General features: G+C 37.8%; 27 protein-coding genes. 18 read left to right on the top strand and 9 right to left on the bottom strand.

What is annotated here, in order from left to right:
* The first annotated feature begins 3 nt into the window (after nucleotides 1-3).
* The gene (locus FA707_RS08470) at nucleotides 4-1803 is read left to right on the top strand and encodes a glycoside hydrolase family 2 protein (RefSeq protein ID WP_136953820.1); all 1800 of its coding nucleotides are present in this window, start codon (nucleotides 4-6) and stop codon (nucleotides 1801-1803) included.
* A gap of 72 nt (nucleotides 1804-1875) precedes the next feature.
* Here the strand turns inward: FA707_RS08470 and FA707_RS10510 are convergent, their stop codons facing one another.
* From FA707_RS10510 to FA707_RS08445, 5 genes are all read right to left on the bottom strand, one after another.
* The gene (locus FA707_RS10510) at nucleotides 1876-2583 is read right to left on the bottom strand and encodes a glycoside hydrolase family protein (protein WP_136953819.1); all 708 of its coding nucleotides are present in this window, start codon (nucleotides 2581-2583) and stop codon (nucleotides 1876-1878) included.
* Entirely contained in the window at nucleotides 2576-2959 is a 384-nt protein-coding gene (locus tag FA707_RS08460; RefSeq protein WP_136953818.1) for a phage holin family protein, TcdE/UtxA-related, read from the bottom strand. Before FA707_RS08460 ends, FA707_RS10510 begins: the two co-directional genes overlap by 8 nt.
* Nucleotides 2960-3023: 64 nt before the next feature.
* Complete coding sequence (locus FA707_RS08455; RefSeq protein WP_136953817.1) at nucleotides 3024-3236, bottom strand: DUF2922 domain-containing protein; 213 nt, start codon at nucleotides 3234-3236, stop codon at nucleotides 3024-3026.
* A 64-nt stretch (nucleotides 3237-3300) separates the two neighbouring features.
* Nucleotides 3301-3504, bottom strand: coding sequence for a DUF1659 domain-containing protein (locus FA707_RS08450; RefSeq protein WP_136953816.1), 204 nt, complete (start codon nucleotides 3502-3504; stop codon nucleotides 3301-3303).
* An 80-nt stretch (nucleotides 3505-3584) separates the two neighbouring features.
* Nucleotides 3585-4109 carry a sigma-70 family RNA polymerase sigma factor gene (locus FA707_RS08445; protein ID WP_136953815.1) on the bottom strand — a complete coding sequence of 175 codons (525 nt, stop codon included), beginning with the start codon at nucleotides 4107-4109 and terminating at the stop codon, nucleotides 3585-3587.
* Between the two features lie 207 nt (nucleotides 4110-4316).
* Between FA707_RS08445 and FA707_RS08440 the strand changes: the two genes are divergently transcribed.
* The 5 genes from FA707_RS08440 (at nucleotide 4317) to ntdP (ending at nucleotide 8745) form a co-directional block, all read left to right on the top strand.
* The gene (locus FA707_RS08440) at nucleotides 4317-5102 is read left to right on the top strand and encodes a hypothetical protein (RefSeq protein WP_136953814.1); all 786 of its coding nucleotides are present in this window, start codon (nucleotides 4317-4319) and stop codon (nucleotides 5100-5102) included.
* Nucleotides 5103-5180: 78 nt separating this feature from the next.
* Complete coding sequence (gene recX, locus FA707_RS08435; RefSeq protein ID WP_136953813.1) at nucleotides 5181-5987, top strand: recombination regulator RecX; 807 nt, start codon at nucleotides 5181-5183, stop codon at nucleotides 5985-5987.
* The gene (gene mutY, locus FA707_RS08430; protein ID WP_136954220.1) at nucleotides 5980-7170 is read left to right on the top strand and encodes an A/G-specific adenine glycosylase; all 1191 of its coding nucleotides are present in this window, start codon (nucleotides 5980-5982) and stop codon (nucleotides 7168-7170) included. The genes recX and mutY overlap by 8 nt, the downstream gene beginning before the upstream one ends.
* Before the next feature lie 243 nt (nucleotides 7171-7413).
* On the top strand, nucleotides 7414-7983 hold the full coding sequence (locus tag FA707_RS08425; protein ID WP_136953812.1) for a polymer-forming cytoskeletal protein: 570 nt from the start codon (nucleotides 7414-7416) through the stop codon (nucleotides 7981-7983).
* A gap of 228 nt (nucleotides 7984-8211) precedes the next feature.
* A complete protein-coding gene (ntdP, locus tag FA707_RS08420) occupies nucleotides 8212-8745 on the top strand; it encodes a nucleoside tri-diphosphate phosphatase (protein ID WP_136954219.1) in 534 nt (177 codons plus the stop codon).
* A gap of 75 nt (nucleotides 8746-8820) precedes the next feature.
* On the opposite strand, the gene FA707_RS08415 is transcribed toward ntdP, so the two are convergent.
* Nucleotides 8821-10209, bottom strand: coding sequence for a SulP family inorganic anion transporter (locus tag FA707_RS08415; RefSeq protein ID WP_136953811.1), 1389 nt, complete (start codon nucleotides 10207-10209; stop codon nucleotides 8821-8823).
* A gap of 178 nt (nucleotides 10210-10387) precedes the next feature.
* Here FA707_RS08415 and FA707_RS08410 point away from each other — a divergent pair, with 178 nt between their 5' ends.
* Nucleotides 10388-11347 (top strand): NADP-dependent oxidoreductase, encoded by a 960-nt coding sequence (locus FA707_RS08410; RefSeq protein ID WP_136953810.1) that lies wholly within the window; start codon nucleotides 10388-10390, stop codon nucleotides 11345-11347.
* 14 nt (nucleotides 11348-11361) lie between these two features.
* Complete coding sequence (locus FA707_RS08405; RefSeq protein WP_136953809.1) at nucleotides 11362-12081, top strand: SDR family NAD(P)-dependent oxidoreductase; 720 nt, start codon at nucleotides 11362-11364, stop codon at nucleotides 12079-12081.
* A 59-nt stretch (nucleotides 12082-12140) separates the two neighbouring features.
* On the opposite strand, the gene FA707_RS08400 is transcribed toward FA707_RS08405, so the two are convergent.
* From FA707_RS08400 to FA707_RS08390, 3 genes are read right to left on the bottom strand one after another with little or no spacing between them, the layout of a single operon-like run.
* On the bottom strand, nucleotides 12141-12638 hold the full coding sequence (locus FA707_RS08400) for a GNAT family N-acetyltransferase (RefSeq protein ID WP_168177386.1): 498 nt from the start codon (nucleotides 12636-12638) through the stop codon (nucleotides 12141-12143).
* 4 nt (nucleotides 12639-12642) lie between these two features.
* Entirely contained in the window at nucleotides 12643-14391 is a 1749-nt protein-coding gene (locus FA707_RS08395; protein ID WP_136953807.1) for an ABC transporter ATP-binding protein, read from the bottom strand.
* Nucleotides 14384-16153: an ABC transporter ATP-binding protein gene (locus FA707_RS08390; protein ID WP_136953806.1), complete on the bottom strand. Its 1770-nt coding sequence runs from the start codon at nucleotides 16151-16153 to the stop codon at nucleotides 14384-14386. Before FA707_RS08390 ends, FA707_RS08395 begins: the two co-directional genes overlap by 8 nt.
* 192 nt (nucleotides 16154-16345) lie before the next feature.
* Here FA707_RS08390 and FA707_RS08385 point away from each other — a divergent pair, with 192 nt between their 5' ends.
* From FA707_RS08385 to FA707_RS08340, 10 genes are all read left to right on the top strand, one after another.
* Entirely contained in the window at nucleotides 16346-16942 is a 597-nt protein-coding gene (locus tag FA707_RS08385) for a 50S ribosomal protein L25/general stress protein Ctc (protein ID WP_136953805.1), read from the top strand.
* Between the two features lie 173 nt (nucleotides 16943-17115).
* Nucleotides 17116-17817: a CPBP family intramembrane glutamic endopeptidase gene (locus FA707_RS08380; RefSeq protein WP_136953804.1), complete on the top strand. Its 702-nt coding sequence runs from the start codon at nucleotides 17116-17118 to the stop codon at nucleotides 17815-17817.
* Between the two features lie 89 nt (nucleotides 17818-17906).
* Entirely contained in the window at nucleotides 17907-18716 is an 810-nt protein-coding gene (locus FA707_RS08375; protein WP_136953803.1) for a pyruvate, water dikinase regulatory protein, read from the top strand.
* 361 nt (nucleotides 18717-19077) lie between these two features.
* Nucleotides 19078-19833, top strand: a complete 756-nt coding sequence (locus tag FA707_RS08370; protein ID WP_168177385.1) for a MerR family transcriptional regulator — start codon at nucleotides 19078-19080, stop codon at nucleotides 19831-19833.
* Nucleotides 19834-19914: 81 nt separating this feature from the next.
* Nucleotides 19915-20535 (top strand): MBL fold metallo-hydrolase, encoded by a 621-nt coding sequence (locus tag FA707_RS08365; RefSeq protein WP_168177413.1) that lies wholly within the window; start codon nucleotides 19915-19917, stop codon nucleotides 20533-20535.
* 174 nt (nucleotides 20536-20709) lie between these two features.
* Nucleotides 20710-21999, top strand: coding sequence for a LysM peptidoglycan-binding domain-containing protein (locus tag FA707_RS08360; RefSeq protein WP_136953800.1), 1290 nt, complete (start codon nucleotides 20710-20712; stop codon nucleotides 21997-21999).
* A 96-nt stretch (nucleotides 22000-22095) separates the two neighbouring features.
* A complete protein-coding gene (locus FA707_RS08355) occupies nucleotides 22096-22758 on the top strand; it encodes a hypothetical protein (RefSeq protein ID WP_136953799.1) in 663 nt (220 codons plus the stop codon).
* A 32-nt stretch (nucleotides 22759-22790) separates the two neighbouring features.
* On the top strand, nucleotides 22791-23084 hold the full coding sequence (locus FA707_RS08350; RefSeq protein ID WP_136953798.1) for a YjcN family protein: 294 nt from the start codon (nucleotides 22791-22793) through the stop codon (nucleotides 23082-23084).
* 562 nt (nucleotides 23085-23646) lie between these two features.
* Complete coding sequence (locus FA707_RS08345; protein ID WP_136953797.1) at nucleotides 23647-24405, top strand: helix-turn-helix domain-containing protein; 759 nt, start codon at nucleotides 23647-23649, stop codon at nucleotides 24403-24405.
* Between the two features lie 173 nt (nucleotides 24406-24578).
* A complete protein-coding gene (locus FA707_RS08340) occupies nucleotides 24579-25916 on the top strand; it encodes an APC family permease (protein WP_136953796.1) in 1338 nt (445 codons plus the stop codon).
* The last annotated feature ends 47 nt before the right edge of the window (nucleotides 25917-25963 follow it).

Genomic DNA, 25963 nt, shown 5'->3' with positions numbered 1-25963 from the left:
GTTATGTATAGAAACGAGTATCCACGTCCGCAATTTGCTAGGAATCAATGGGGAAATTTAAATGGAGTTTGGCAGTATACTTTCGATGACGAAAATAAAGGTTTTCAAGAAAAGTGGTATAAAAACAAAGAGAATTTTAATGATACAATCAATGTTCCTTTTGTTTATCAGTCACAGCTGAGTGGGGTAGAAGATAAATCAGTTCATGAGATTATCTGGTACTATAGACAATTTGAATATAATAAGCAAGAAGACACTTTGTGTATGTTGCATTTTGGTGCAGTTGATTATCATACAACAGTTTATGTTAACGGTGAGTTGGTAGGTGAACATGAAGGGGGACATACAAGTTTCTCATTTGATATTACACACTATGTTAATGAAGGGGAGAATTCGTTAGCTATTAGAGTATATGATCCGATAGAAGATGAATTGATTCCTAGAGGGAAACAATTTTGGGAATCAGAATCTCGAGGCATTTGGTATACAAATTCATTAGGGATTTGGCAAACAGTTTGGTTAGAAAATGTTCCTAAAAAGAATCTTTCAAAAGTATCCTTTACTCCGAATGTTGATAAAGGAACAATAACAATGGACTTCAAAGTGTCTGAAGCAACAATTGAAGCTACCCTTAATTATAAGATTTATTTAGAAGGAAAGTTACTAATTAATGATCGTGTTGAAATTTATGATACTTCATTTTCAAGAGAAGTAGATTTACTTAATAACAAAATTTTTAGAAGTAATTTTCATGAAGCGGGTTGGTTATGGACACCAGAAAATCCAGTATTATTTGATGTTGAATTTGTTTTAGAAGACAAAAATATAGTATTAGATGAAGTATCTAGTTATTTTGGTATGAGAAAGATTCATACTGAAAAGGGCATGACTTTTTTAAATAATCGTCCTTACTATCAAAAGTTGATATTAGATCAGGGTTATTGGCCAGAAGGGTTACTAACAGCACCTACAGATGATGACTATGTGAAAGATATCGAGTTATCTAAGCAAATGGGATTTAATGGTTGTCGTAAACATCAAAAAGTTGAGGACCCTAGATTTTTATATTGGGCTGATAAACTTGGTTATTTAGTCTGGGGAGAGTGTGCATCTGCTCCTTCATATTCAAATGAAGCGGTCAATAGATTGACTTGTGAGTGGATGGAAATCATTGAGCGTGATTATAATCATCCTTCTATAGTTACTTGGGTACCTTTAAATGAAAGTTGGGGAGTTCCAAATATTCATGGGGATAAACAACAACAAAGTTTTTCTAAATCAATGTATTACTTCTTACACTCAATAGATACAACGCGTCTAGTAATTTCAAATGATGGATGGGAAATGACAGAAACAGACATATGCGCCATTCATAACTATGCTCATGGACAAAAAAATGAAATAAAGAAATACCACCATTTCAAAGAAACACTACGTACAGTGGAGAACTTGATAAATATACCGCCAGTAAAATGGGATATCTTTGCTAGTGGGTCCGATTACAAAGGGCAGCCTATTTTGTTAACTGAATTCGGTGGGATTGGATATAAAATTGGAGAACAGAGTGGTTGGGGTTATACTTCAGTAGAAAATGAAGAACAATTCATTGAAGATTATTCTAGAATTATGGATGCTATTTATTCATCGACTGCTCTTTGGGGATATTGCTATACGCAATTGACAGATGTCGAGCAAGAAATTAATGGGTTGCTTACGTATGATAGAAAGCCAAAAGTTAGTTTAGAAAAAATTAAAGAAATTAATGACCAATATTATCCTGAGAGAATATATATAAAATTATAAGAAAGTATTTAGTTTTTTTACTAAGTTTACAAATAAGAGGGGGGACAATTTTGTCCCCCCTCTTATTTATGTTTAGCTAAATTTCCCCCAATAACTTATTCGTTTGCCGTTCTTACTTTGTCCGCTTGCGAGATAGCCGTAACCATTGGTGCGTGGTTGGCGCAGCCAGACGTAGCCGCTCGTTTCGATTAAGAAGGCGTCGTACTGAATGCTTTGTCCGGGTTGTAAGGTAGCGATAATGTCAGCGTTTGTGTTGGCACTCGTGCGTAAGTGAATCGCTTCGTTCAAGCTGAAAGTGCCATGTTCGTTCTGCCACTTACTGGTAGTCAGTTGTTGATTGAAGAGGGCGATTTCTGCTTGACGGCGGTTGACAAGTCCTTGAAGTTTGATTTGTCCGGCGTAGACGTAGCGTGCCATCTGCTTAGTTGTCTCTGCCCAGTCTTGGCGATTTATTGCTTGAAGTAATAGGGGATCGTTAATGATATTCGGTCCTAGATTGAAGCAGAAACTTGCTAAAGCATCGAATTGCGACTGGGTGAGTGCGACCTTGACGACTTGTTTCAAGACACGTGTGTGCGTCTCGATATCGGCTTGCAGTAGTTGTTCGGATTGTTTGGCGGTAATCGTTAGTCCCGCTGTGATGGCTTGCCCGTTGACGGGACCCGTGTGGCCGACGCCAATCGTCCAGACACCCGCTGGATCACGGTATGCTTGGAGGCGTTCACCCTCCCAGCGCTTAATGAATTGGTAACCTTCACTTGATAATTGATAGTTAGTCATGCTCGTTTTCCTCCTCGTTATTAAGTAAATGTTGAATCGTTTCTTTGAGTTTAGTGGGGACTAAAATATGAATTTGTGTGGCTTGTTCTAATGTCTGCAACGCTTCGTTTGCAATATAGAAACAGATAGTCGCGTTGCGTAGTATGTCGTTTTTATCTAAGAGATAATCAACTCCGTGTGCGAGCGAAATCATGATGAAAATCGTGATTTTTTGCAGTAGCACTTTTTTTGCTATAAGTGGTGACAGGCTGCTTTTTTCAAAACAGATGACGAGTCTGGTCAAGAGATTTTGAATCATGATACCTGACAACAAGAAGAGATAGTCGAGGGAGTGTCCAAAGATGAGATGTACAAATTTTTGGATGCATATTAGCATAGCGGTTCACTCCTTTTGGGTAGAAGAAAAGCGCTGCGATGATCTCACAGCGCTAGTCGGTGACTTAGAGAATGTCTGTCACAATTGTTTCAATATAATTGGCGCTTTCTGGTGTTTCATACTGCAAGACGCCGTTGGCACTAATGAGCTTCAATTGAGAAATACTGTCCATCGCAGCTTGTACTTGGTCGGCGCTTAGCTCTTGATGGCAGTTAGTATAGGTAAAGGTTGTTTTCTTGTCGTTGGCGCTAATGAAGTTCATACGTAATTTTTTCATGATAATCTTCCTTTCTATTGATGAAATTAAGTGGTGAATAGTTGGTGGTGGAACGACATGATAATTATAGGACGCGACTCTTATTGACGATGACACTTGAGTTGTATGATTGTTCCTCAGGTGATAACGTGCCAAGTGTTTGTCCTAAGCCTTTTACCGCTTCTTCTTCAGGTTCTTGAACTACGTTTCGTAAGGAAACTTTCTTCGGAGAGGTTTCCCCTTCAACATCAAAATATACTTCTAAACTTGTGCTTTCCCATTGTTTCATCTTACAACATCCTTTCGTGATTGATTTTTGTTAAGCGACGTCTGCTTACATTTATAAGAACGTTTGACGAATGAAAAGTGTCAAGTTGATTGCCAATTAATTAAATAGTGCTGTAATTGCTTGCGCCAGGTGTAGAGTGTTTGGCGAGAAACGCCTAGACAACGTGCAAGTTCACTGACTGTGAGTTGGTAATCAACGGTTGCGATTAAATAGGTTTGTAAGTGACTGGGCAATGTTGGCCATTCGACATGGAGCAGTTCTTTGACAGATGAGATATAGGGATTGGTTGGTAGACAACTAACTTCTTGTATTTCTTCGAGTGGTTGATAGTGTTCGAAATGATGATGTAGTTGGTTGTCACGTCGTAATAAGTCGATTAAACGCCAACGTATTCGTTGATAGAGAAACCCATTGAACTGATGGTGTTCTTCGTCAGTCAGTTCGCGTGGGTCACGTGTTTGGAGGAGTTCCCAAAGAATCAAACGCGCTTGCTGGACCAAATCTTCATAATGACTCGCGTAGTAGTGAATGTTAAGTGACTTTAGTACACCGTAAATGATGGGTTCATACGTTTCGAATTGTTGTTCATTTGTGGTAGTTATCATGGTTCATCTTCCTCTAATAATGATTCAACCGGTTGTATGTGTAGTGTAGTACGACATTGATTGATTAACTATGTGAATAAAAAACAAAATTTTTGTGAAGATAGCAAGTTTTTTTCAAAAACAGCTCCCAAGATGACATGAATAATGATAAAATCTCAATAAAGGGACGTTAATTTTTGCGTTAAATTAAAAAGGGAGGAAATTCTAGTGATAGAGAAAAGACGGTTAACAGACTTAAGTTGGATCTTGGTTTCGAAGGAAAAATTGATGTTGGTGTTAGAACGAATTAAGCAACATGCGTTTACTTACAAAATAAGTTCAGAAACTTTGCTGATGATGGAATGTTCGTTTGAAGGCGAAACGTGTTATTTAGTCGTTGAAAAGTGCGGTGAGTGTTCCTTGATTCATGAATCCATCAAAGAACTTAAGAAACGTTCTCTATCGCGTGAATTTATTTCGATTGAAACGATGGTCCATTATTGCGCCAAGGAAATTGGTAGTGGTCCTCAAAGTTTGCCGATGCTTACTGATAATGATGTTTTCGGACAGTTTAAGACGATGCATGGGGTCTCGGTGTGGCTGAATTTGAAAGCAGTCACTAAGCTAGAGCGTTGTTCAGATATCGTCAATCAATCAACGACCTTGGTGAGCTTGTCTCCTAATACGCGCTTGATTATTCCGGTACAATTAAGATATGTGAAGCAACGAATGATTGACAATTTATCGACTTACTTTTATTATTTGCATTTAATGATGGGAATTTTTTCTGGTAGTGATGATATTTTTTCCTATTATCAACAGAGGCTAACAGATTTTACCCCTCATTATTATCATTTTGTGAAGGGGTCGAAAAAGATTTTTATAGATGTGAATTATGAGAGTTTTAGTACCCTTTTGGCGACTGAACTAGTCTATCATTTGGCGTATCAACGTGATAAAACAGTTGAAAGGCAAGAGATTGCTGAACTATTAGCGCCGTATCTTATGCTATAATAGAATTATTCAAAGAGGGCATAGAAATGTCCTCTTAATTTTTTGACGGAGCACTAGATAAAGTAAGAGGGTGATGAGATGATTACCATCAAAAATGTATTAAAAGAAAAAGGGCCAGGCTATACGATCAGTTTGTCTAATGGCGAGATGTTGTTAGTGTCAGAAGATATTCTTGTCCGCTACCGACTATTAAAAAATCAAGAAGTAACACAAGACTTAATAGATGAAATAAAAAAAGCTGGTCAGCAAGACCTTGGTTATCAGATGAGTTTGAATTACTTGAGTTATCAATTGCGTACAGAAAAAGAAGTACGTGATTATTTGAAAGACAAGGAAATCAACCGTCAAGATATTGACCGTATTATTGAACGTTTGCAAGAGGTTAAGTTGGTTGATGATCAAGTCTATGCAGAGAGTTATGTGCGTACGCAAATGCGCTTGAGCGATAAGGGACCGGCCGTTTTGAAGCAGAAGCTAACGCAAAAGGGGATAAAAGCCCCAGTTGCTGACGCTGCCCTTAATTTGTATACCTTTGAGATTCAACAATCAGTCGCGACCAAATTAGCCGAGAAGACGATTCGTAAAAATCAACATAAGACCTTCCAAACACAAAAACAAAAGTTACAACAAACTCTGATGACCAAAGGATTTGACAAAGAAGTGAGCCGCGCAGTCTTGGCTAATATAACGCTAGAAAAAGATGTTGAGCAAGAAGCCAGTTTGCTTGAGAAGGAAGGCGACAAACTATGGCGCAAAAATAGTCGTTTTGAGCCGTTTGACCGTAAACAAAAAACGATGCAAGGCTTGATGCGCAAAGGGTTTGACTATGAATTAATTAAGCAATATGTTGCACAGAAAGAGTTAATCGATGAAGACAATGAATAAACAACAAGTAAAATTTAACGCCGAAATTGAAAACTATACGCGTGATTGGACACCGGAAAAAGTGGCGGCATTTCGTTCAGATTTCTTGTCATGGTACGACGAAGAGAAGCGTACGTTGCCATGGCGCATTAATCAAGAACCTTATAGTGTGTGGGTGTCAGAAATTATGTTGCAACAAACGCAAGTTGCAACGGTGATTCCTTACTATGAACGATTCTTAGAATGGTTTCCGACAGTTGAGGATTTAGCCTATGCACCAGAAGATAAATTATTAAAAGCTTGGGAAGGTTTAGGCTATTATTCACGTGTCCGTAATATGCAAGTGGCGGCTCGTCAGGTAGTGGAAGATTTTGGTGGGGAGTTTCCTACGACAGCTGAAGGGCTGAAACAGCTCAAAGGTATTGGTCCATACACAGCGGGGGCGATTGCGAGTATTTCGTTTAAAGAAGCAGCACCGGCTGTGGATGGTAACGTGATGCGCGTGTTTAGTCGCTTGTTTGGGATTGATGAAGATATTGCCAAGCCTTCGACATTAAAGTATTTTGACGCGGTTGTTCGTCATGTCATTAATCCAGAACGCCCAGGGGATATGAATCAGGCGACGATGGACTTAGGTTCGAGTATTTGTACACCGACCAAGCCACAATGTGAGGAATGTCCGCTCCAAAGCTATTGCCTGACCTATCAGCAAGGCACGCAAGCAAACTACCCGGTCAAGTTAAAGAAAATCAAAGTCACGCACAAATATTATTTGGCGTTAGCTAAGGAAAATACTGAAGGTCTTTTTGAAATGATTCAGCGACCAAGTGAAGGTTTGCTGGCGAATTTATGGACGTTTCCGTTAGTAGAAGTATCAGAATCAGAATATAACACCTATCATAACGAGTGGCAGACATCAGAATCTGATGATACACGCTTACAAAATGAAAGTTTGTTAACGAAAGTGCAAGCAGAAATGCCAGAAGTTGTTTGGCAAAAGCAACCCGTTGGTGAAATAACGCATGTTTTCAGTCATTTGAAGTGGCACGTTTTGATTGTATATGGCCATCAACGTGCGTCAGTTATACAAGAAACCAACGAGCGCCAATTATGGTTAGCGCCTGATCGCTTTAAAGAATTAGCGTTACCAAAACCGCAAGAAAAAATAAATCAAGTCTTGAAAAAAGCCCGCTATCTCGATTGAGAATAGCGGGTTTTTAATTGAGAATATAAGACAGAAAAGTTTACGGAATACGTGGTAGTTTGTGAAAAAACGCCTGTCATTTTTGTTTGTTAACCAAGATAATTCTACATGTTGGGCTATTATAATTGTATATAAATAGGGGATTAATCATGTAAATTTGATGAAATAGGAAAAAAAGTTTGAAATTTATTTCACAATTTGATATTATTACAATGTAATAACAAGAACGGAGTGAATATAATAATGAAATCAATCAAATTAGTAACACTTACAGCATCATTAATGTTAGCAGGCGGCTTTTTAGCTGGTTGTACTTCAGATCAAGAAAAAACTTCAGAATCAACAGTCGCTTCAACTGCAGTATCAAGCGAAGCAGAAGTTGTAACATCAGCTTCAATTAGTGATTCTCCGGAAGTTATCGCTAACGCTTTATCAGCAGACGGTAACTGGATCGTTGCTGCTACAAACGATTTAACTTTCGATGCAGACGTAGTAGTTGATGGTGAATTCCACAATAAAGGTGACGAAACACAAGACATCTACCGCAAATTTGCTTTATACACACAAGATGACGACCACAATGTAACTGGTGAGTTCACATTAACTGCACCTAAAATGGTTGTTAACTCAGAAAACTTCAACATCGTTCACGGAACGGTGAAAGGTGACATCGAAGTTAACGCTAACGGATTTGTATTAAACGGCGCTAAAGTAGAAGGTAACATTACTTTCTCTAAAGCTGAATACAAAGAATCAGCTGACTTGGCAATGGAAGGCGCATCTGTATCAGGTGACGTAACAGTTGCTGAATAATTAACGATTCTTAACCCCTAATCAACTTTGAGTAGGGGTTTTTCTTATTTTATATAGGAAATATTCCTTTTTCTTCTATCATGTATAGCCACCAATTGGTAAAAAATAATAGGAAAACCAGATTCCTTAGCAAATAATCTACGGTATTGTCAGAAGATATGCTATAATATTTACGATACCGGTGTAAATGCACACCCTAACCTTTATGGAGAAAGTAGGGGCGAGATGATGAGTGTTCCTAAAGAAGGAGAATTCATAACCATTCAAAGCTACAAACACGACGGTAATTTACATAGAACATGGCGTGATACCATGGTACTAAAGACAAGCGAGCATTCATTAATCGGTGTGAACGATCATACGCTAGTAACAGAAGCTGACGGGAGACGTTGGGTCACACGTGAACCAGCGATCGTTTATTTTCATGAGAAATTCTGGTTTAATGTGATAGCCATGATTAGAGAAAATGGTGTGTCGTATTATTGTAATTTAGCTTCTCCTTATGTATTAGATAAAGAGGCGTTGAAGTACATTGATTATGACTTAGACATTAAAGTTTTCCCAGATGGAGAGAAACGCTTGTTAGACGTTGACGAGTATGAAGAACATCGCAAACAAATGAATTATCCACCTGAAATTGACTTTATCTTAAAAGAAAATGTCAAAATTCTCGTGGACTGGATCAACAATGAAAAAGGTCCATTTTCGCAAGGCTACGTGGATTTATGGTATGACCGCTATCGTCAATTGTCGTGTAAATAGTTAAATAGCTACAAATAGTAGCACAAAAAAACCATTCTCAATAGGAGGATGGTTTTTTTGTTTGTCTGTATTTTTCTATTCAACACTAGCGGTAGGGATTACCTTAATGCCAGGGCGATTTAATTGTTGAGAGATGTTTGTGACTGTCTTAGTTGAGGCTTCATCCAAGACAATTAATTGACTTAAATCAATTGTCGTTGCTTCTGTTAGTACCACCTGTTCGATATAGTTTGTTAAATCATGTCGAGAGGCGAAAAATAGTGGTCCTTTGATGGTATGGACACCATTTTTTGTTTCAAAACGTAAATTTTTAAGTTTTAACTTATAGGCCACAACGCATAGAATTACGCCGATAATCATGCCAAGTGCTAGATTATGTGTTTTGACGATGATGCCGATTGTCAGAATTAAAATCGCTAATTCCGTCCAACGTTTCTCAGTGATTAGTTTCAGGCTTTCAAAATCAAAGGTATCATAAGCAACCACCATCATAATGCCGATTAAAGCAGCTGTTGGAATGTCAACCATTAGATTTTTAAGGATAAATAAGAAAATCAATAAGGTCACACCACCAACAAAGGTTGATAGTCGACTACGTCCACCGGATTTGACATTGATAACCGCTTGACCAATCATCGCACAGCCAGCAGGTCCACCGAATAGTCCGACTAAGATGTTTGCAAGACCTTGTGCTTTCACTTCTTGCTTAGGGTTACTTGGTGAGTCCGTCATTTTATCGACAATCGGAATCGTTAAGAGTGACTCTGTTAGTCCGACTAAGGTCAAGGCAATTGCGGGTGGGACGATAATCATTAGGGTTTCAAGGGTCATTGGGACGCTTGGTAAAGCCAGACTTGGCATCATCGAGCTCATATCACCCAAATCTCCGACAAGTTGTAGCGAACCTTTAAAGGCAAATGAAACAATCGTCATCAAAATGATAATGATTAAGGCTGGTGGAACGGCAGTTGTTAGTCTTGGTATGAAAAACATTAAGATAACGGTAGCGGCCACCATTAGATAAGTGGTCATGTTTTTGCCAGGTAATTGTTGAACTTGCGACATGAAAATCAAAATAGCTAGCGCATTAACAAAACCATACATGACCGTTTTGGGAATGTATTGAATTAATTTGTGGACGTTTAGATAGCTTAGAATTAATTGTAAGACACCCGTTAATAGGGTCGCGGCAATCATATAGTTTAGTCCATGTTCTTTAATAAGTGGTGCCATGACTAACGCCATTGAACCGGCTGCTGCTGAAACCATCGCGGGACGTCCGCCAGTTAGTGTAATGACTAATAGCGTAATCGCTGAAGCGAAGAGTGACGTGAACGGATGGACGCCTGCTAGAATCGAGAAGCCAATCACTTCGGGTAAAATTGCAACGGCCGACACCAGACCAGCAAACAAGTTACTTTTCCCATCGCCGATCCAATCCTCTTTATTTAAATAATGATACATGTATTCCTCCTGATTTATGAAAAATGTAATGAAAACTCATTTTATTATCATAGCATATTTCATATAGGTTGATAACAACGGTGCTTAATAAAAAAATGTTTTAATAAAGCGTATTTTTTGTAAAATATGTAGTTGAGGTGTATACTTACATTATGTAAGTTGCAAGGAGGAATCAAACATGAATAATATAGAAGCAAAAGCAATAGGATTCGATCACTATGGAGGGTTAGATGTCTTGGAAGAAAGAAACATCCTAGTTGAGATTAGTTCGCTCCATGACGTGATAGTGAAAATTGAACGCGCGGGGGTTAATCCTGTTGATACGATGTTTAGAAGTGGTGGCATGAGCGGTGGCCGTCCGTTAGATCATTTTTGGATTCCAGGTAGTGAGGTCCAAGGTGAAATCGTGGCAATGCGTGAACCAGTAGCTGGTTTAGCAATTGGTGACAAAGTCATTGGGAAACCTGGTCGTGGTGGTTACGCAGAATACGTGGCACTAAGTCATCAAAACGTTTTTAAAATTCCTGAAGGGATGTCGTTAGATGAGGCCGCTGGTTTTTCAGGTACAGCTTCAACGGCGTATTGGGGATTACATGGTGGCTTCTATAATATTCAACCTGGACAAACGATTGCGGTAGTAGGGGCTTCAGGAAGTGTCGGAAGCTACGCTGTACAGTTATTAAAAGATTTTGATGTTAGAATTATTGCAGCAGCGAGTCCGAAAAATCGTGATTACGTGTTAAGTCTTGGCGCGGATATTTTTATCGATTATACCGATCAAGCGCAAGTGAACGAGTATGCCGGCCAAGCTGATTTCGTAATGGACGCGTCATTGTTCAATAAAGGAGAAAAAACGGCCTTGACGTTAGCAAAAGAAAATGCAACATATATGGGGATGACTACCTTACCTGATCCAAGCTTGCGTCCCGATGTGGAACGCGTATTCTTATCAAGAACTGCTGAGATGACGAATGCGATTGCGATGCCAGCGTTGTTCAATTTTTATCGTAAGCATGGTTTAACGATTAAAACAGGATACGTTTTACCATTTACCTTGGATGGCGTGAAAGAAGCACATCAAATGATTGAAGAAAATCGTCAACCAGGGAAAATTATTTTATCAAGAGAAGCAGAGTAGAGGGGGAAACGAGTATGTATGAAGGAAAAGTAGTTGTTGTAGCAGGTGGTACAGGTGGCGTTGGAGAAGGAATTGCTAAATGGTTCGCACAAAATGGTGCAACGGTTGTAATACCCACTAGAAATGTGAAAAAAGTAGATCGTGCCCGTGATTATATCGCGCCAAACGGTGAAAAAGTTGTCTTCATCGAAGGTAATATTTCGGATGAAGCGGATGCTGTCCGTGTGCGAGATGAAATTATTGAAACATTTGGTAAAATCGATGCGATGGTGTCTTCATTATTCGGCTGGTGGCAAGGAGATAAATTAGTTGATTTGTCATTAGATCATTGGGACTATCTAATTAATAGTAGTTTAACAACCCATTTCATTGTCGGCAAAACTTTTATTCCAGCGATTGAACCTGGTGGTAGTTATTCAATGATTGTGGGCTTATCGTCTGTTCGTCCAGTACCACATTCAGGTCCAATTTCAGTTGCGAATGCAGCTGAATTGATGTTGCGTAAAGTCTTCTCAGTAGAAGACGAAGGTCGTGTGCGTATCAATGATATTAACTTAGGACCTATTAATACTCGTACACGTCACCCAATGTATCAAAGTCCTGACTTTATTGATGCCCTTGAAGTCGGTGAAATTGCTGGCGAAATTGCATTTGGTAAAGCGAGTGATATGAGCGATCATTCATTGCCACTTCGTTTGCGTGAGAACTTTAACGAGTGGAAAGCAAGTTTATAGGTTAACTAAAAATCCTTTCATGTTTTTATAAACATGAAAGGATTTTTTTGTTTAGATAGTTACCTCTTTTTTACAAAATAAACGTCATAGTTTACCAAGTTAGTTCCTTGTTTTCTTTTATAAGTCATCAAGGGAAGTGCACCATTTTTTTCCGCGATTCGTCTAGATGCATGATGTTCCTCGTTAAATTGAATCACCACTTCTTCTAAACCATACACATTAAAGGCGGCTGTTAATAATTCCGCGACAATTTGTGTGGCCAATCCTTGTCTTTGAAAAGGTTCATCAATAATGTAGGCGATTTCCACAACTTCGCGCTGATTGATGGTTGTTTTGAGTAGTCCAGCGATGCCAATGGGCTGTTGATTGTTAATAACTAAATAGTAGCTAAAGTCATCTTGTTGATAACCGGCTAAAATCTTTGTTATCCACAGGTCGATATCATTTTTTGTGAACGTTTTCCCCCATCCTAACATCATCAAGTTAGGATTTGTTAATAACTTTGTTAGGAAGGCTTCGTCGGCTAGGGAGATTTTTTGATAAGTTAAGGTTGTCATAATGTTAGACCTCTTCAACAAATTGGGCGTTGAATAATTGGTAATAATAGCCATTTTCAATCGCTAATAATTCATCATGGGTCCCAATTTCGACTACTTGTCCTTGATGCATCACTAGAATGCGATCGGCTTCTTTAATTGTCGCGAGGCGGTGAGCAATTACAAAGCAAGTTTTGCCTTTCATTAGTTTTAAGAAAGCTTCTTGAATCGCTTGTTCGGTTAATGAATCGACGGAACTAGTTGCTTCATCAAGAATCAACATGGGTTTATTGGCTAACATCGTGCGTGCAATTGTTAATAATTGTCGTTGCCCTTCAGACATTTGAATGCCACGATGACCAATTAAAGTGTCGAGCTGTTGTGGTAATAGTTCGATGAAACGTTCAATCTTGGCTTCTTTTAGAACGGTTTGGATGTCTGCTTCAGTCGCATCGGGGCGGCCTAAGAGTAAATTATCACGAATCGTCCCGTCAAATAGCCAAGTATCTTGAAGAACCATACCAAAGCTTTGACGTAAACTATCTCGTTGATAGTCTTGAATATTGACGCCGTCTAATTTGATGGCACCTTGTTGTGGTTCGTAGAAACGCATCAGCAAGTTCACTAGCGTTGATTTTCCCGCGCCAGTTTGTCCGACAATGGCAATCGTTTCACCTGGTTTGATTTTTAAATTGAAGTTTTCAATTAGCGGACGACTAGGTTGATAGGCAAAGTCGACGTGTTCAAATGTAATCGCACCTTGAATCGTTTCTGGGACTTCAGGTAAGTGTTCATCAGTCGGTTCGTCTGTTTGATTAACGACTTGGAAAACGCGACTTAGTCCTGCTAGTGCTGATTGAACTTGTGGCGTAATACCGGATAATTCAATAAATGGTTTCGTAAATTGTGACGAGTAAATAATAAAACTACTCAATAAGCCAACTGTTAAATTGCTACTTCCTTTGATAATGAAATAACCGCCGACCAAGCCAAGAGCGATATACGATAAGTGATCGATAAAGCGTGATAATGGATTCGTTAGCGAAGAGGCAAACTGGGCTTTTTGACCGATAACATTCAGTTGGTTGTTTTTTTGATTAAACGCGTCTTGTGCGTGTGCTTCATATTGATAACCTTTAATTAATTTTTGGTTGGTGACATGTTCGGTAACATAATTTGAAATTTGTCCGACCAATTGTTGCTGTTCGACGAAGCGTTTTTGGCTTTTTTGAGCAATAATCCAGGTAGTTGCAAACATGAACGGTGTGGCCAGTAAAATCACGAGCGTTAACGGAATATTTAAGTTGAACATCGTCACTAGTGAAATGATAACAATCGTCATACCGGAAAAAATATTAGTGAAAATCGCACTTAACGCATCGGCTACTAAATCTAAGTCATTAGTGAAACGACTGGTAATATCCCCGACAGATTGGGTGTCAAAATAGTTAATCGGTAAGTGATTTAATTTGTTAAAGGTTTCTTTACGTAGCGTAGAAACGACTTGATAACTAATGTAGTTAGCTAAGCGCTGAACTAACCACTGACTTAACGTCGCAATCATGATAGCTAGCGCAAAATAGCCGAGTATTTTGTAAAGTGTACTAAAGTGGACGTTGCCTTCACCAATCATTTGATCGATGGCTGTTCCGGTTAAATAAGTCATCCAAACAGAAGCAGCACCTCCGATTATTCCGACTAAAAAGGTCGCGATTAAATGTTTCCAGTAAGGTTTAAGATAACGCATAAATTGTTGCGAGGTTGCATTATTCATGAGTCGCCACCTCCGTTTGTTGTTCTTGTGAGGCAACAATTGCCTGGTAAGTCGGACAACTACTTAGTAATTCATCATGCGTTCCTTGGCCGACAAGGCGACCATCTGCCATCACTAAAATATGGTCGGCTTGCTTAATTGAATGGACACGTTGCGAAATAATTAATAAGGTAGTATCTGGTAATTGTTGTTTTAACGCTTGGCGTAATAATAAATCGGTTTTGTAATCGAGTGCACTTAATGAATCATCGAGTACTAATAGAGCTGGCTTGGCAATTAAACCACGTGCAATCGCAAGGCGTTGTTTTTGTCCGCCTGAGAAATTATCACCTTTTTCGCTAACAGGTGCGTCTAATTGTTGTGGTAATTGTTCGATGAACTCTTTTGCCTGAGCAATCGCTAGTGCTTCCCAAATTTCTGTGTCGCTAGCATCGGGTTTACCAACTTGGAGGTTACTACGAATGGTACCAGCCAATAAGCTACTTTTTTGTGGGACAATGCGAACGTGTTGTCGAAGCGTCGTTAAGTCTAGTTGCTGACTATTTTGATTAAACAGTTCAATTGTGCCTTCTTGCCAGTCGTAAAAACGTGGTAGTAAGTTAATCAAGCTTGATTTTCCACTACCAGTCGCCCCTATAATGCCTAATGTTTGTTTGGCATATGCTTCAAAGCTAATATCGATTAAGGTTCGACCGTTCTGATTAGGGTAACTAAACGATAACTGGTTGACTGAAATCGCTAAGGTCTGTTCCTCACTTTGAATGTTAGGTTGTGTGAGTGAGGATGGCGTTGTGTGGTGATTCATCTGAGCAGTTTCTTCATTTGGTAACGTCAAGATTTCTGTCACACGATTAGCCGAAGTGGCTGCCTTGGTGAATATCACGACTAAGTTTGAAACCACGATTAACGCTAATAACATTTGCATTAAATAATTAACTAGTGCGACAACTTCACCTTGTTGTAAATTACCAATATGCACTTCTTTACCACTAAAATAAAGTAAAAAGAGAATCGCTAAGTTCATGATTAACGTGGTCAGTGGATTTAATAGAGTAGAAATTTTAATAGCGGACAAACTAGTTGCTGCTAATTCATCACTATTAGTGGCGACGCGTTGGGTTTGCTTACTTTGTTGAGCGAACGCGCGAATTACGCGAATTCCCATTAAATTTTCTTGTAAGGTTCGATTGAGTTCGTCCGTTTTGGCTTGCGCTTTTTTGTAAAGTGGGACGGTTTTCTTCATTAGAACTAACAATAAAAGAAAGAAAATAGGGAGTGTTACTAGGAAAAGCAACGCGGTCTTCGGATGAAGATAAAAAGCCATCACTACCGATCCGATACTTAGGAAAGGTGCGCGAATGACTAGTCTAATCAACATCGCTAGCGCATTTTGCAGTTGATTGATATCATTGGTCATGCGAGTGACGAGCGTATCAGCTCCGTAATCATCTAGTTGCTTGTAAGAAAACTGGTTGATTTTTTTGTACAAGGCTTCGCGCAGTTCGGTTCCGAATCCTTGTGAGGCAATAGAAGCGTAATACTGGCAAATCATCACGCAGACGAGTCCGGCAAGTGTCATCCCTAACATGACTAAGGCATAATGATAGACAGTGCCTAAATCATTGGCGCGAATCCCTTCGTCGATTAATTTTGCCATGTAGAGTGGCAAGAGCAATTCGAAAATAGCTTCTAATAATTTGAAAAATGGACCGAGAATAATTTCTTTTTTATAACGCTTTGTAAAAGGAAATAAGGTTCGCATATCTTCCTCCTTGTATATTTTTATAACTCTTATTCTACTTTAATAAGAAGGGGAATAAAAGTTTTAACCTTGGATATTTAATGATTATTCGTATGTAAAAAGGGTATTATTTGACTAATAGTATAGACTCACGTAACATTAAGAGTGTAAGGAAGATTTTTGTTTTAAATAATTGAATGGAGGATTTTGGTTATGGAAGCTTTATTAAAAGTTGAAGAAAGAGCATTACGCCCACGTTCTATTAAGAAAAACATTCGGATGGAAGGTGAGATTCCAGCCGTTATATACGGTAAAATGATGGAAAGTGAAGCAGTAACTGTTGATAATATCGAGTTTGTCAAAGCGGTTAAACGTAATGGGATTAACGCGGTGTATTATTTAGAAGTTGAGGGTAAAAAAATCCCAACTTTGATTCGTGCTGTTCAAAAGGATACCTTCACCCAAAAAATCTATCATATTGAATTTTTGGCGGTAGATCTAAAAGAAGCGCAAGAAGTAGAAGCGGACGTTGTGTTAGTTGGAACGCCAGCCGGTGTGAAAATGGGCGGTATGTTGACACAAGACTTGTTCACTGTGCGCGTATCAGCGATGCCTGATAAATTACCAGATAGTATCGAAGTGGATGTGTCAGGTTTAGAAATCGGTCAAGGGATTATGCTAAGTGACTTAGACATTAAAGGCGATTTTGAGATTATAGGTGACTTGAATGATCAAATCGCATCAGTAAGCGAGCCACGTGTGGCAACGGAAACTGATGAAGAAGAAGTTGTGACACCAGAAGGAGAATAAGCAAGAATTTCATCACCAAGAACTCTTTGGCTAGAGTTTTTGGTGATTTTTTTATTTTTCAATTAATCCCGTTTTTTGATAATTATTAGTTGATAAAGAATCGAGGTGTCTTTATACTTGGGATTAACGTGATTTGGAAGTTAAAAAAGTGTATGAACGAAGGGAGTAATTAGATGACTAAGTTTTTTGGAGGAATATGGCATTATATTAAGAGTAGTTTCTTTTTGATTCTGTTTTTTATTGTGATGGCAATCGCCGAATTTCCATTATTATTAGCTGAAGGAGATGAAAATTTCCCTGCAGTGATGAGTGACTTTCAGGCATTTCAGGCCATGGTGGTGACCACGATTTTAGTGTCGCTGTTTTTTGTGATTCGTTATCGTAAACAATTAGAAAAGTGTAATCCAAATAGCTTTAATCAGTCAGTTATGAGTCAAAAGAAAAAAATAATTTTTACCGCCATTATGTTGGTTGTTTATTTTTCGACGGATATAATTTTTCAAGGTTTCTTACCAATGGAATCACCAGAAAACCAAGTATTAATTGAAACGAGTTTCAAAGCGATTCCGCTAACGATTTCGTTGATGACGTGTGTATTTGCACCGATTACGGAAGAATTTTTATTCAGAGGGTTCTTCTTTAATTATTTCTTTAACCATAAGAAGCGCTGGTGTAATTGGTTAGTGGTGGCTGTGTCAGGACTAGTTTTTGGTCTGATGCATGAAGCGGCTTTAACACCTGCTTTATTAATTTACGCTAGCTCCGGTTGGGTGTTAGGTGCGACTTATATGTATACAAAAGATTTGCGTTGCTCCATGTTTATCCATTTTGTAGGAAATACAGTCGCGACAATGGCGATGTTTTTTACATTATAAACTAGGTAATTAGGTAAGCAAGTTTAAGGTCAAATGAGAGGCGATTGGGTATAATGGTTGCTAAGATGAATAAGTAAGGAGTGAGTGTGATGAAAAAAGTGTTGGTTTATATTATTTCTGATTCGGTGGGGGAATCAGCCCAAACAATTGTCTCGGCGGTTGAGTCACAGTTTTATCAGAGTATTGAACTGGAAGTAAGACGTTTTGCTTTTGTGACGAATGAAGATGATTTGAAGTTTGCCTTAAGAGGCGCACTAAACAATAAGGCGATTGTCGTAGCAACCTTGGTAAACCATGAGCTATTAGCATCCGCTCAATCTTTTGCTAAACGAACAGGCTTAGGGTTTGTTGATTTAATGTCGCCTTTGACACAATTGATTACGAGCCAAACGGGGATTGAATCTAGAGAAGAGCCTGGTGCGCGTTACACTATGCCAGAGCAAAAATTGGCGAGTGTGGCTGCGATTGAATTTGCCGAAAAATATGATGACGGTAAAGATCCTAAGGGTTTTGAAAAAGCTGATATCTTAATTTTAGGGATTTCACGTTCGGCGAAAACGCCTTTAAGCATGTATTTAGCCGTAAAGTCTTACAAAGTAGCAAATTTACCTTTGATGCCTGAAGTAGCCTTACCTGAAGAATTATTTAATATTCCTAAAGAGAAAATTTTTGGATTAATCGCTAAACCCGAATCCATTTTAGAAGTTCGCAAAGCGCGTTTGGAGTATTTGGGCTTAAATGAAGATAGTAGCTATGCAAGCATGGAACGAATTGAAGCTGAATTACGCTATGCCTATGAGGTTTATGAAACAGTCGGTGCACAATTGATTTCATCAGATAAACGTTCGATTGAAGAAGTGGCCGCGGAAATTGAAGAAAAGATAAAAGGAAGAAGTTGAGTTCTCTCAACTTCTTTTTTGAATGCTAGGAAGTTAACCGTAACCTCAAGCACCTTGTGATAAACGGGCTTTCGGCATCAGCTTCTGCGGTAATATGGTGAAGTTCTCAAAAGGATTTTTAATCCTTTCGTCACTTCATACATATTACTTGAAGCTAAACGATGCCTCAAGCACCTCTCTTAATCCGGATTTCGAACGCAACTCCTCAGAAAAATCTAAATACTCTCAAAAATATTTGCAATATTTTCGTCGTATTTGAGATTTATATCGGAGCTTAACGCGTTCTCAATCACTTTGTTCTTGACCTTGACGTTGCGTGATGGTTTATTGTTTAATTTGTCAGATAGGAGGTATGGTTTTTATGGCGTATTTGATTAAGGAATTTGCGGAGTTGACGGGGGTGACGGCTAGGGCGTTGCGTCACTATGATGAGATGGGGTTGTTGAAACCTAGTTATGTTAATGATGCGGGGTACCGAATATATGGAGAAGCGGAAGTCGAGCAGATGCAACACTTACTGTTTTTGAAAGAGCTTGGATTGTCGCTTAAGGAGATTCAGCAAATTTTGACGAATCCCAATCTAGACTATTTGGCATTATTAAAGGAACATCGGTCATCGTTGTTAGCTAAAAAAGCTGAACTAGATAATTTGTTACAACTGGTTGATGATTCTATTCAAGCAAAAGAAGGAGCGATTGAAATGAGTGACAAACAAAAATTTGAAGCATTCAAACAACAGGTCGTAGTCCAAGACCAAAAAAACGGACAAATAGCGCGTGAAAAATACGGGGAAGCAGCGGTTAATTTATCGCAAGAGCAATTACTAAATTTAAATGAAGCGGAGTATCAAGCATGGCAAGCAAATGAAGCGGAGCTGTTAGACTTACTAAAAAATAACGAAATGATAGAAATACCTTCAGATATTGCGGAAGAAATTTTCAAATTACATAAAGCTTGGATCAGCGTTGCTTGGGGAAAATATTCAATCGAATCTCATGCTGGTTTAGCACAACTTTATGCATTTACACCGGATTTTATTGAGTATTATGATTCAAGAACCTTTGAAGGTGGAACAGAGCTATTAAAAAATATAATTCTTCATTACATTGCTAACTAGTTTAATCGGTTGGTTCTCATTGTTTTTTGCGTTATACTTAGGATAATTAGTTGAAAATATTGAAAAGGAGCTAGTCTAATGATTGAAATTCAAGGTATGACGACAGGCCCTGTTGAGGCCAACTGTTACTTTATTTATAACGATGAGGCAATGATTATTGTTGATCCTGGTGAGGATGCGGACCGTATTAAAGCCAAAGTGGAGGAAATCGGTCGCAAGCCGGTCGGTATTTTATTAACACACACGCACTATGACCATATAGGTGCATTGGAAGAAATTCGTCAAACATACGACATTCCAGTGGCAGTTCATCCACTTGAACAAGCATGGTTACAAGATGATAAACTAAATCTTTCTGGCTTACGTCCGATGGAGAGTATTGTGTGTCAGCCTGCCGAAGTTGAGTTAGAAGAAAAAACATATGAAATGGGCGGCATGCACTTTGAAGTGTTATACACACCAGGTCATTCACATGGTGGGGTTAGTTTTGTCTTTCCAGAAGCTGAATTTGTCGTGACAGGTGATGCGTTATTTGCTGGTAGTGTTGGCCGTACTGATTTACCAACGGGGAACATGGACACTTTGTTAACAGGTATTCAAACTAAATTATTCACGTTGCCAGAGCATTACACCATCTATCCAGGACACCGTGGATCAAGTACAATTGGCTTCGAAATGGCACATAATCCATTTTTTAACTAGAATAAACTATTACAATTAAGTCTAAACATTATTAACGGTGCAGTTGCTTGCCATACACTGTTGATAATGTTTTTTCATTTGTATTTCAAATTCTTTACAACTAGATGATAAAAATAAAAAACGTATGTTATTGTGCGATAATACTGATATAAAATATAAAAAGGCGGAAAGTGAATGAAAAAAGTATATAACAAAGCATGGATGATGGCACCTTTATTTTTATCAACTACGATGACCACGGTACATGCTGAAGAGGCTCAGACCGTTATTGAGGATAAAGTAGATACGCAATCACTAATTAAAGGTGACGCGAGTTTACCCAAAAAGTTAGATTACACTAATCAAGTTTTTAGTAGAAGTAGCAATGCCGAAAATTTCGTTCAATCAATCGCTTCTCAAGCTAAAAGTGTGGCAGCAACTAATGATTTGTATGCCTCAGTTATGATCGCGCAAGCTTGTTTAGAAACAGGATACGGGGCGAGCACACTTAGCCAGGTGCCTAATTACAATTTATTTGGAATTAAAGGTTCATATAATGGCCAATATGTTACGATGCTAACATGGGAAGATGATGGAAAAGGCAATGCTTACTGGATTGAAGCAAATTTTAGAAAGTATCCGTCCTATCAAGAATCATTTAATGACAATGCTTATGTTCTTAAAAATACGAGTTTTTCGACCGGAAATTATTACTATTCAGGTGCTTGGAAGAGTAATACAGCCTCTTATAAAGATGCAACAGCATGGTTGACTGGTCGATACGCGACAGATACGCAATATGGCAATAAATTAAATATGATTATTGAAACGTATAATTTAACTCAATACGATTCTAACCTTGATGAATCAGGTAATGTTCCGGATGAAGGTAGCAATAATAATCAGTCGACAAGTAAAGACAAACACGTAGTTGTCTCAGGTGATACCTTGTATGCTATTGCTCAAAAATACGGCACAACAGTATCTAATATTAAAAAGTGGAACAACTTAACGTCAGACGTGATCTATATTGGACAGACCTTATTAGTTTCATCTAATAACAACAGTAACACTGGTAGCAATACTAATAATCAAAATAATAATCAAAGCAATAATAATCAAAACAACAACAATAATAATAACAATCAAACGCAACAGTCAACGTATAAGGTGAAATCAGGCGATACGTTATATGGAATCGCTCAAAAATATCAGACAACCGTTGCTAATTTGAAAAAATGGAACAACTTATCATCAGATATGATTTATATCGGGCAAACATTGAAAGTTTCTTCTAAGTCAAGCGATAATGGTTCAACAACAGAAACGCAACCATCACAAACTTCTCGTCATACAGTTAAAGCAGGAGATACGTTGTACCGAATTGCGCAAAAATATAACACAAGTGTTTCGCAAATTAAAACATGGAACAATCTTAAGTCGGATTTGATTTTTGTTAATCAAGTACTGATTGTTAAGAAATAAAGCAAAATCGTAACTTCTTAATCATGGGAGTTACGATTTTTTATTTGTTTTTTTCGTTAAACCTTCTATAATTAGGTTAACGAAAGGGTGATGTTGATGGATGTTAATGATTGGATTCAAGGTGAAGTATTTATTAAGCAACAGCTCGCGTGGCTCGTTTTAGTGATGTTGTGTTTTGGATTTGTCATTATTTTTTGTTTGCTTTACTTTACAAAAAGTCATCCAAAACAATCAAAATGGGCAATTAGTTCGTCGTTACTGGTCATCGCCAGTTTGAGTGTCTTTATTTGGGTGAAATTTCATGATTATCAGTTTTATATTAGTAATATCGAAAAAATTCCTTATATAACGCAAAAGTTTGAGAAAAGTTTGCTAGTAGGCGAGAAAAATCATGAGATGGTGCGAATGACGCCAAAAATTAAGCATATGAGAGAGCTTGATGAATTTGTTTTATATCATAAAGAAACCCAAACTTATAAGGAAAATGTCGAATATTTAGGGAAAAGTGAGAATGTCTATTATTTTAGGTTCTATCATACGATTTATAATATGCCATTAAATTCGGAGTTAATCGTCTTTGATGACCAACTTCAAGCACCTGAAATAAAAGCAGCGAGTTATCGTTTGAAAGATCAAGGTTTTACCGAAGCCGGTTTTTACCCAGATATTGGTCCGATTTATTATCAATTGCGCGTGCCGGCAACAGAGCAACATTTAGTCTATGACAATGTGGGGAAAACGAAAGCACTTAGTTGGTAAGAGCTAAGAAAATTAGAAAGTGGTGGCGTTGTATGAAACGAAAAAAAGGATGGTTAGTGGTGGTAGTTGTAGTGATAATAGTATTAGGTTATTTTTTCCTGACTCCAAAAGGTTCTATTCGCTTGGCAGTTATTCGTTCAGGTCATCCAGTAATAAGCGTAACAGCGGATGTTCTGGAAGAAAAGAGTTTCAATGAACCGCAACATCAAGGCCATCGCTATTATTTAGTGGATCCGTCACCAAAATTTGTGACGGGGCCTGCTGGCTTTTGGGGGACATCAAAAGCTGGGCCATTCTATTGGTCAGAATTGGTGGGAATGCCATAAAATCATCCGATTTTTGATCGGCAATTGCTTAACAGTATCAAATATGTTAATCTGAAGAAAATAAACTAAGTGAGGGATCTTCTATTGAATAATTAAGCCAATGTATTGAAGCTGCATTAAGATTGTTTTTTGGTAATACCAGGGGAACAGTGTGCAGATTTTCAAGATTGGTGAATATTTTTCGGTAGAAGGTCTTTTTGTGTACCTTCGATTTGACCGTCTTGAAAATAGCATGAACAATCGCTAGGATAGATAAGATGGAAGGCAATCTATGTCGAATATTTAAATCAAACATTTATTGTTATATTAAATAACTAAAATCTATTTATTTGTGTAGCGAATCAATGATATGTTTTTCTCGTTATTACGTAATAATATTGGTGATAGTTTTAATTTTTGAAAGAATTATTAGAAGAAAAGCAGTAAAAAAAAAATTAGTGAAGTCTAAAAAGCTATATTTTATCCGTGATACGATACGTGTCATGCTGCTAGATAGCTTGATACTACGAGTGTCTGTACTTTTGTAAAGACCTTATTAATAATATGGGTGAGAGGTGATGTCATGAAAATTGGAAGTAAGATTAAAGAACAACGATTAAAAAAAGGATGGACACAAGAACAGCTAGCTGGATTACTTAATGTTTCACGGTCGGCAGTTTCAAGTTGGGAGGTTGGTAGAAATTATCCGGATCTTGAAATGATTGTTGCGCTTAGTGATTTATTTGATATCTCTCTTGATCAAATGTTAAGGGAGGACACAGAAATGACAAAAGCAGTATCGAAAAAAATCAGAATGAACAAGTATTATAAGGTAGCTTTAATTATCATCGGTATTTTAGCGATGATATATGTGGGGGGTAACTTTAAAATGCGTTGGGCTGAAAGAGATTATCGTGATAATTTAACCACATTAGGTTGGAAAATTGATGAAAATCAAGTAATGGCCAACAATGCTTATATTTTACAAGAAGAAGGGCGTACTTATTGGACTTACGTGATGCCAACAGGATTAAATGGGATTCCAACTGAAGCAACTAAATTAATGGTTATTACAAGGCAAGAAATAAGCGAAGGTAATGACTTGGTTATTGGTGTTTATAACGACCAAAAAATTGAATTAATTATAGCTAAATCAAATGATTCCAAGGTGAAATACTCTGGTAAATTAATAGTTGATGACCAATTAGGGAACCAAAAAGAAGGAAAAGAATTAACGACTCAAAAACGTGAATACTTTGAATCGTATATTGAAGAGCATAAAACGGAATATTTAAATATGATTCAAGCAACACTTGTGAAAATGAAAGAGATACGTCAATAGTTCAGATAAACATAACAGACGTTTGATAACCTGGTATGCTAGTCTTTTTGTAAATAATGAGAAAATACTTGCTAAATCATTACAAAAAAATAAATTTTTTTCAGGAAATAACCTGTTTAAAAACTTGAGATGTGCTATAATTTCACCTATCTATTATTTTTAGGAGAAATGCTATGGAGAAAGAAAGTCAGCAACAATACGGATTAATGACGGCAATCACGATGATTGTCGGGATATGTATCGGCTCAGGTATATTTTTTAAAGCGGATGATATTTTGCGTTACGCAGGTGGAAGTGTTCCTTTAGGTGTGCTCGTTTTATGTTTAGGAGCTCTAAGTATTATTTTCGGAAGTTTAAGTTTATCAGAGTTAGCAATTAGAACAAATCGTCATGGTGGCGTGGTGGCTTATTTTGAAGAATTTGTTTCAAAAGAAATCGCTAGTGCTTTTGGTTGGTTCCAAACGTTCCTTTTCATGCCAACGATTATGGTCGTAGTTGCGTGGGTTGCAGGGGTTTATACGTTAATTATGCTCGGCATTCAATCAACACTTGAAAAAGAAATTATGGTAGGAACAGCTTATTTATTAATTATTTTCGGTATGAATTATTTATCAACAAAAATTGGTGGTCGTTTCCAAGAATTAACGACGTTTGTTAAATTAATTCCATTGATTGGGATTGTTATTCTAGGTGTGTTTTGGCGTCCTGAAGTTGTGGCTGAAACAACCGTACAAGTTAAGTCAGTTGGAGGATTCGCTTGGTTAGCGGCTTTAGCGCCTGTAGCGTTCTCTTACGAGGGCTGGAATATTGCGACGTCGATCAGTCATGAAGTGAAGGATTCAAAACGAAACATGCCGTTAGCGTTGTTGATTGGTCCATTAATCGTACTGGCAGCTTATGTTTTGTATTTCGTTAGTTTGAACAATATTCTAGGACCGGAATATATTTTGGCAGTAGGTGATCAAGCGATTTATCAAGTGGGTCAAGCTTTGCTTGGAAAAGCAGGAGCGGTTATTATTACATTATTTGTCGTTATTTCTGTTATCGGAGTAATCAATGGTTTAATAATGGGAAGCATTCGTATGCCTCAAGCACTTGCTAGTAAAAAAATGATTCCTAATGCAGAAAAATTGGCTTATATTGATCCTAAAAAGAAATTATCGCGTTCATCCTTTTCATTAGCACTTATCTTAGCTTTAATTTGGATGTTTGTTCATTATTTAACTCAGAAATTCAATGTGTTACCAGGTAGTGATATTAGTGAAATTGCGATTGTCTTTGGCTATGTGTGTTATCCATTACTTTATATTCAAGTAATTAAAATGTATGTTGCTAAGGAAATCAAGAGCAAATTCAAAGGATTAATTTGTCCAATATTTGGAATTTTAGGTAGTATTATGATTATTGTAGGTGGTATTGCTACCAATCCAACATATGTTCCTATTTTTATTTTATTATGTTTTATGGTTTGTTTTGCAGGTTACTTCTACTACGAGAAGAAATCCGCTTAATATTTTATTCAAAGGACTGTGTGATTTTATCACAGTCCTTTCTTTTT

Origin of the sequence: Vagococcus zengguangii, assembly GCF_005145005.1 — a bacterium.
In the GTDB taxonomy this organism is placed as follows: Bacteria; Bacillota; Bacilli; order Lactobacillales; family Vagococcaceae; genus Vagococcus_A; species Vagococcus_A zengguangii.
This window is presented reverse-complemented; position numbering and strand designations above follow the sequence as displayed.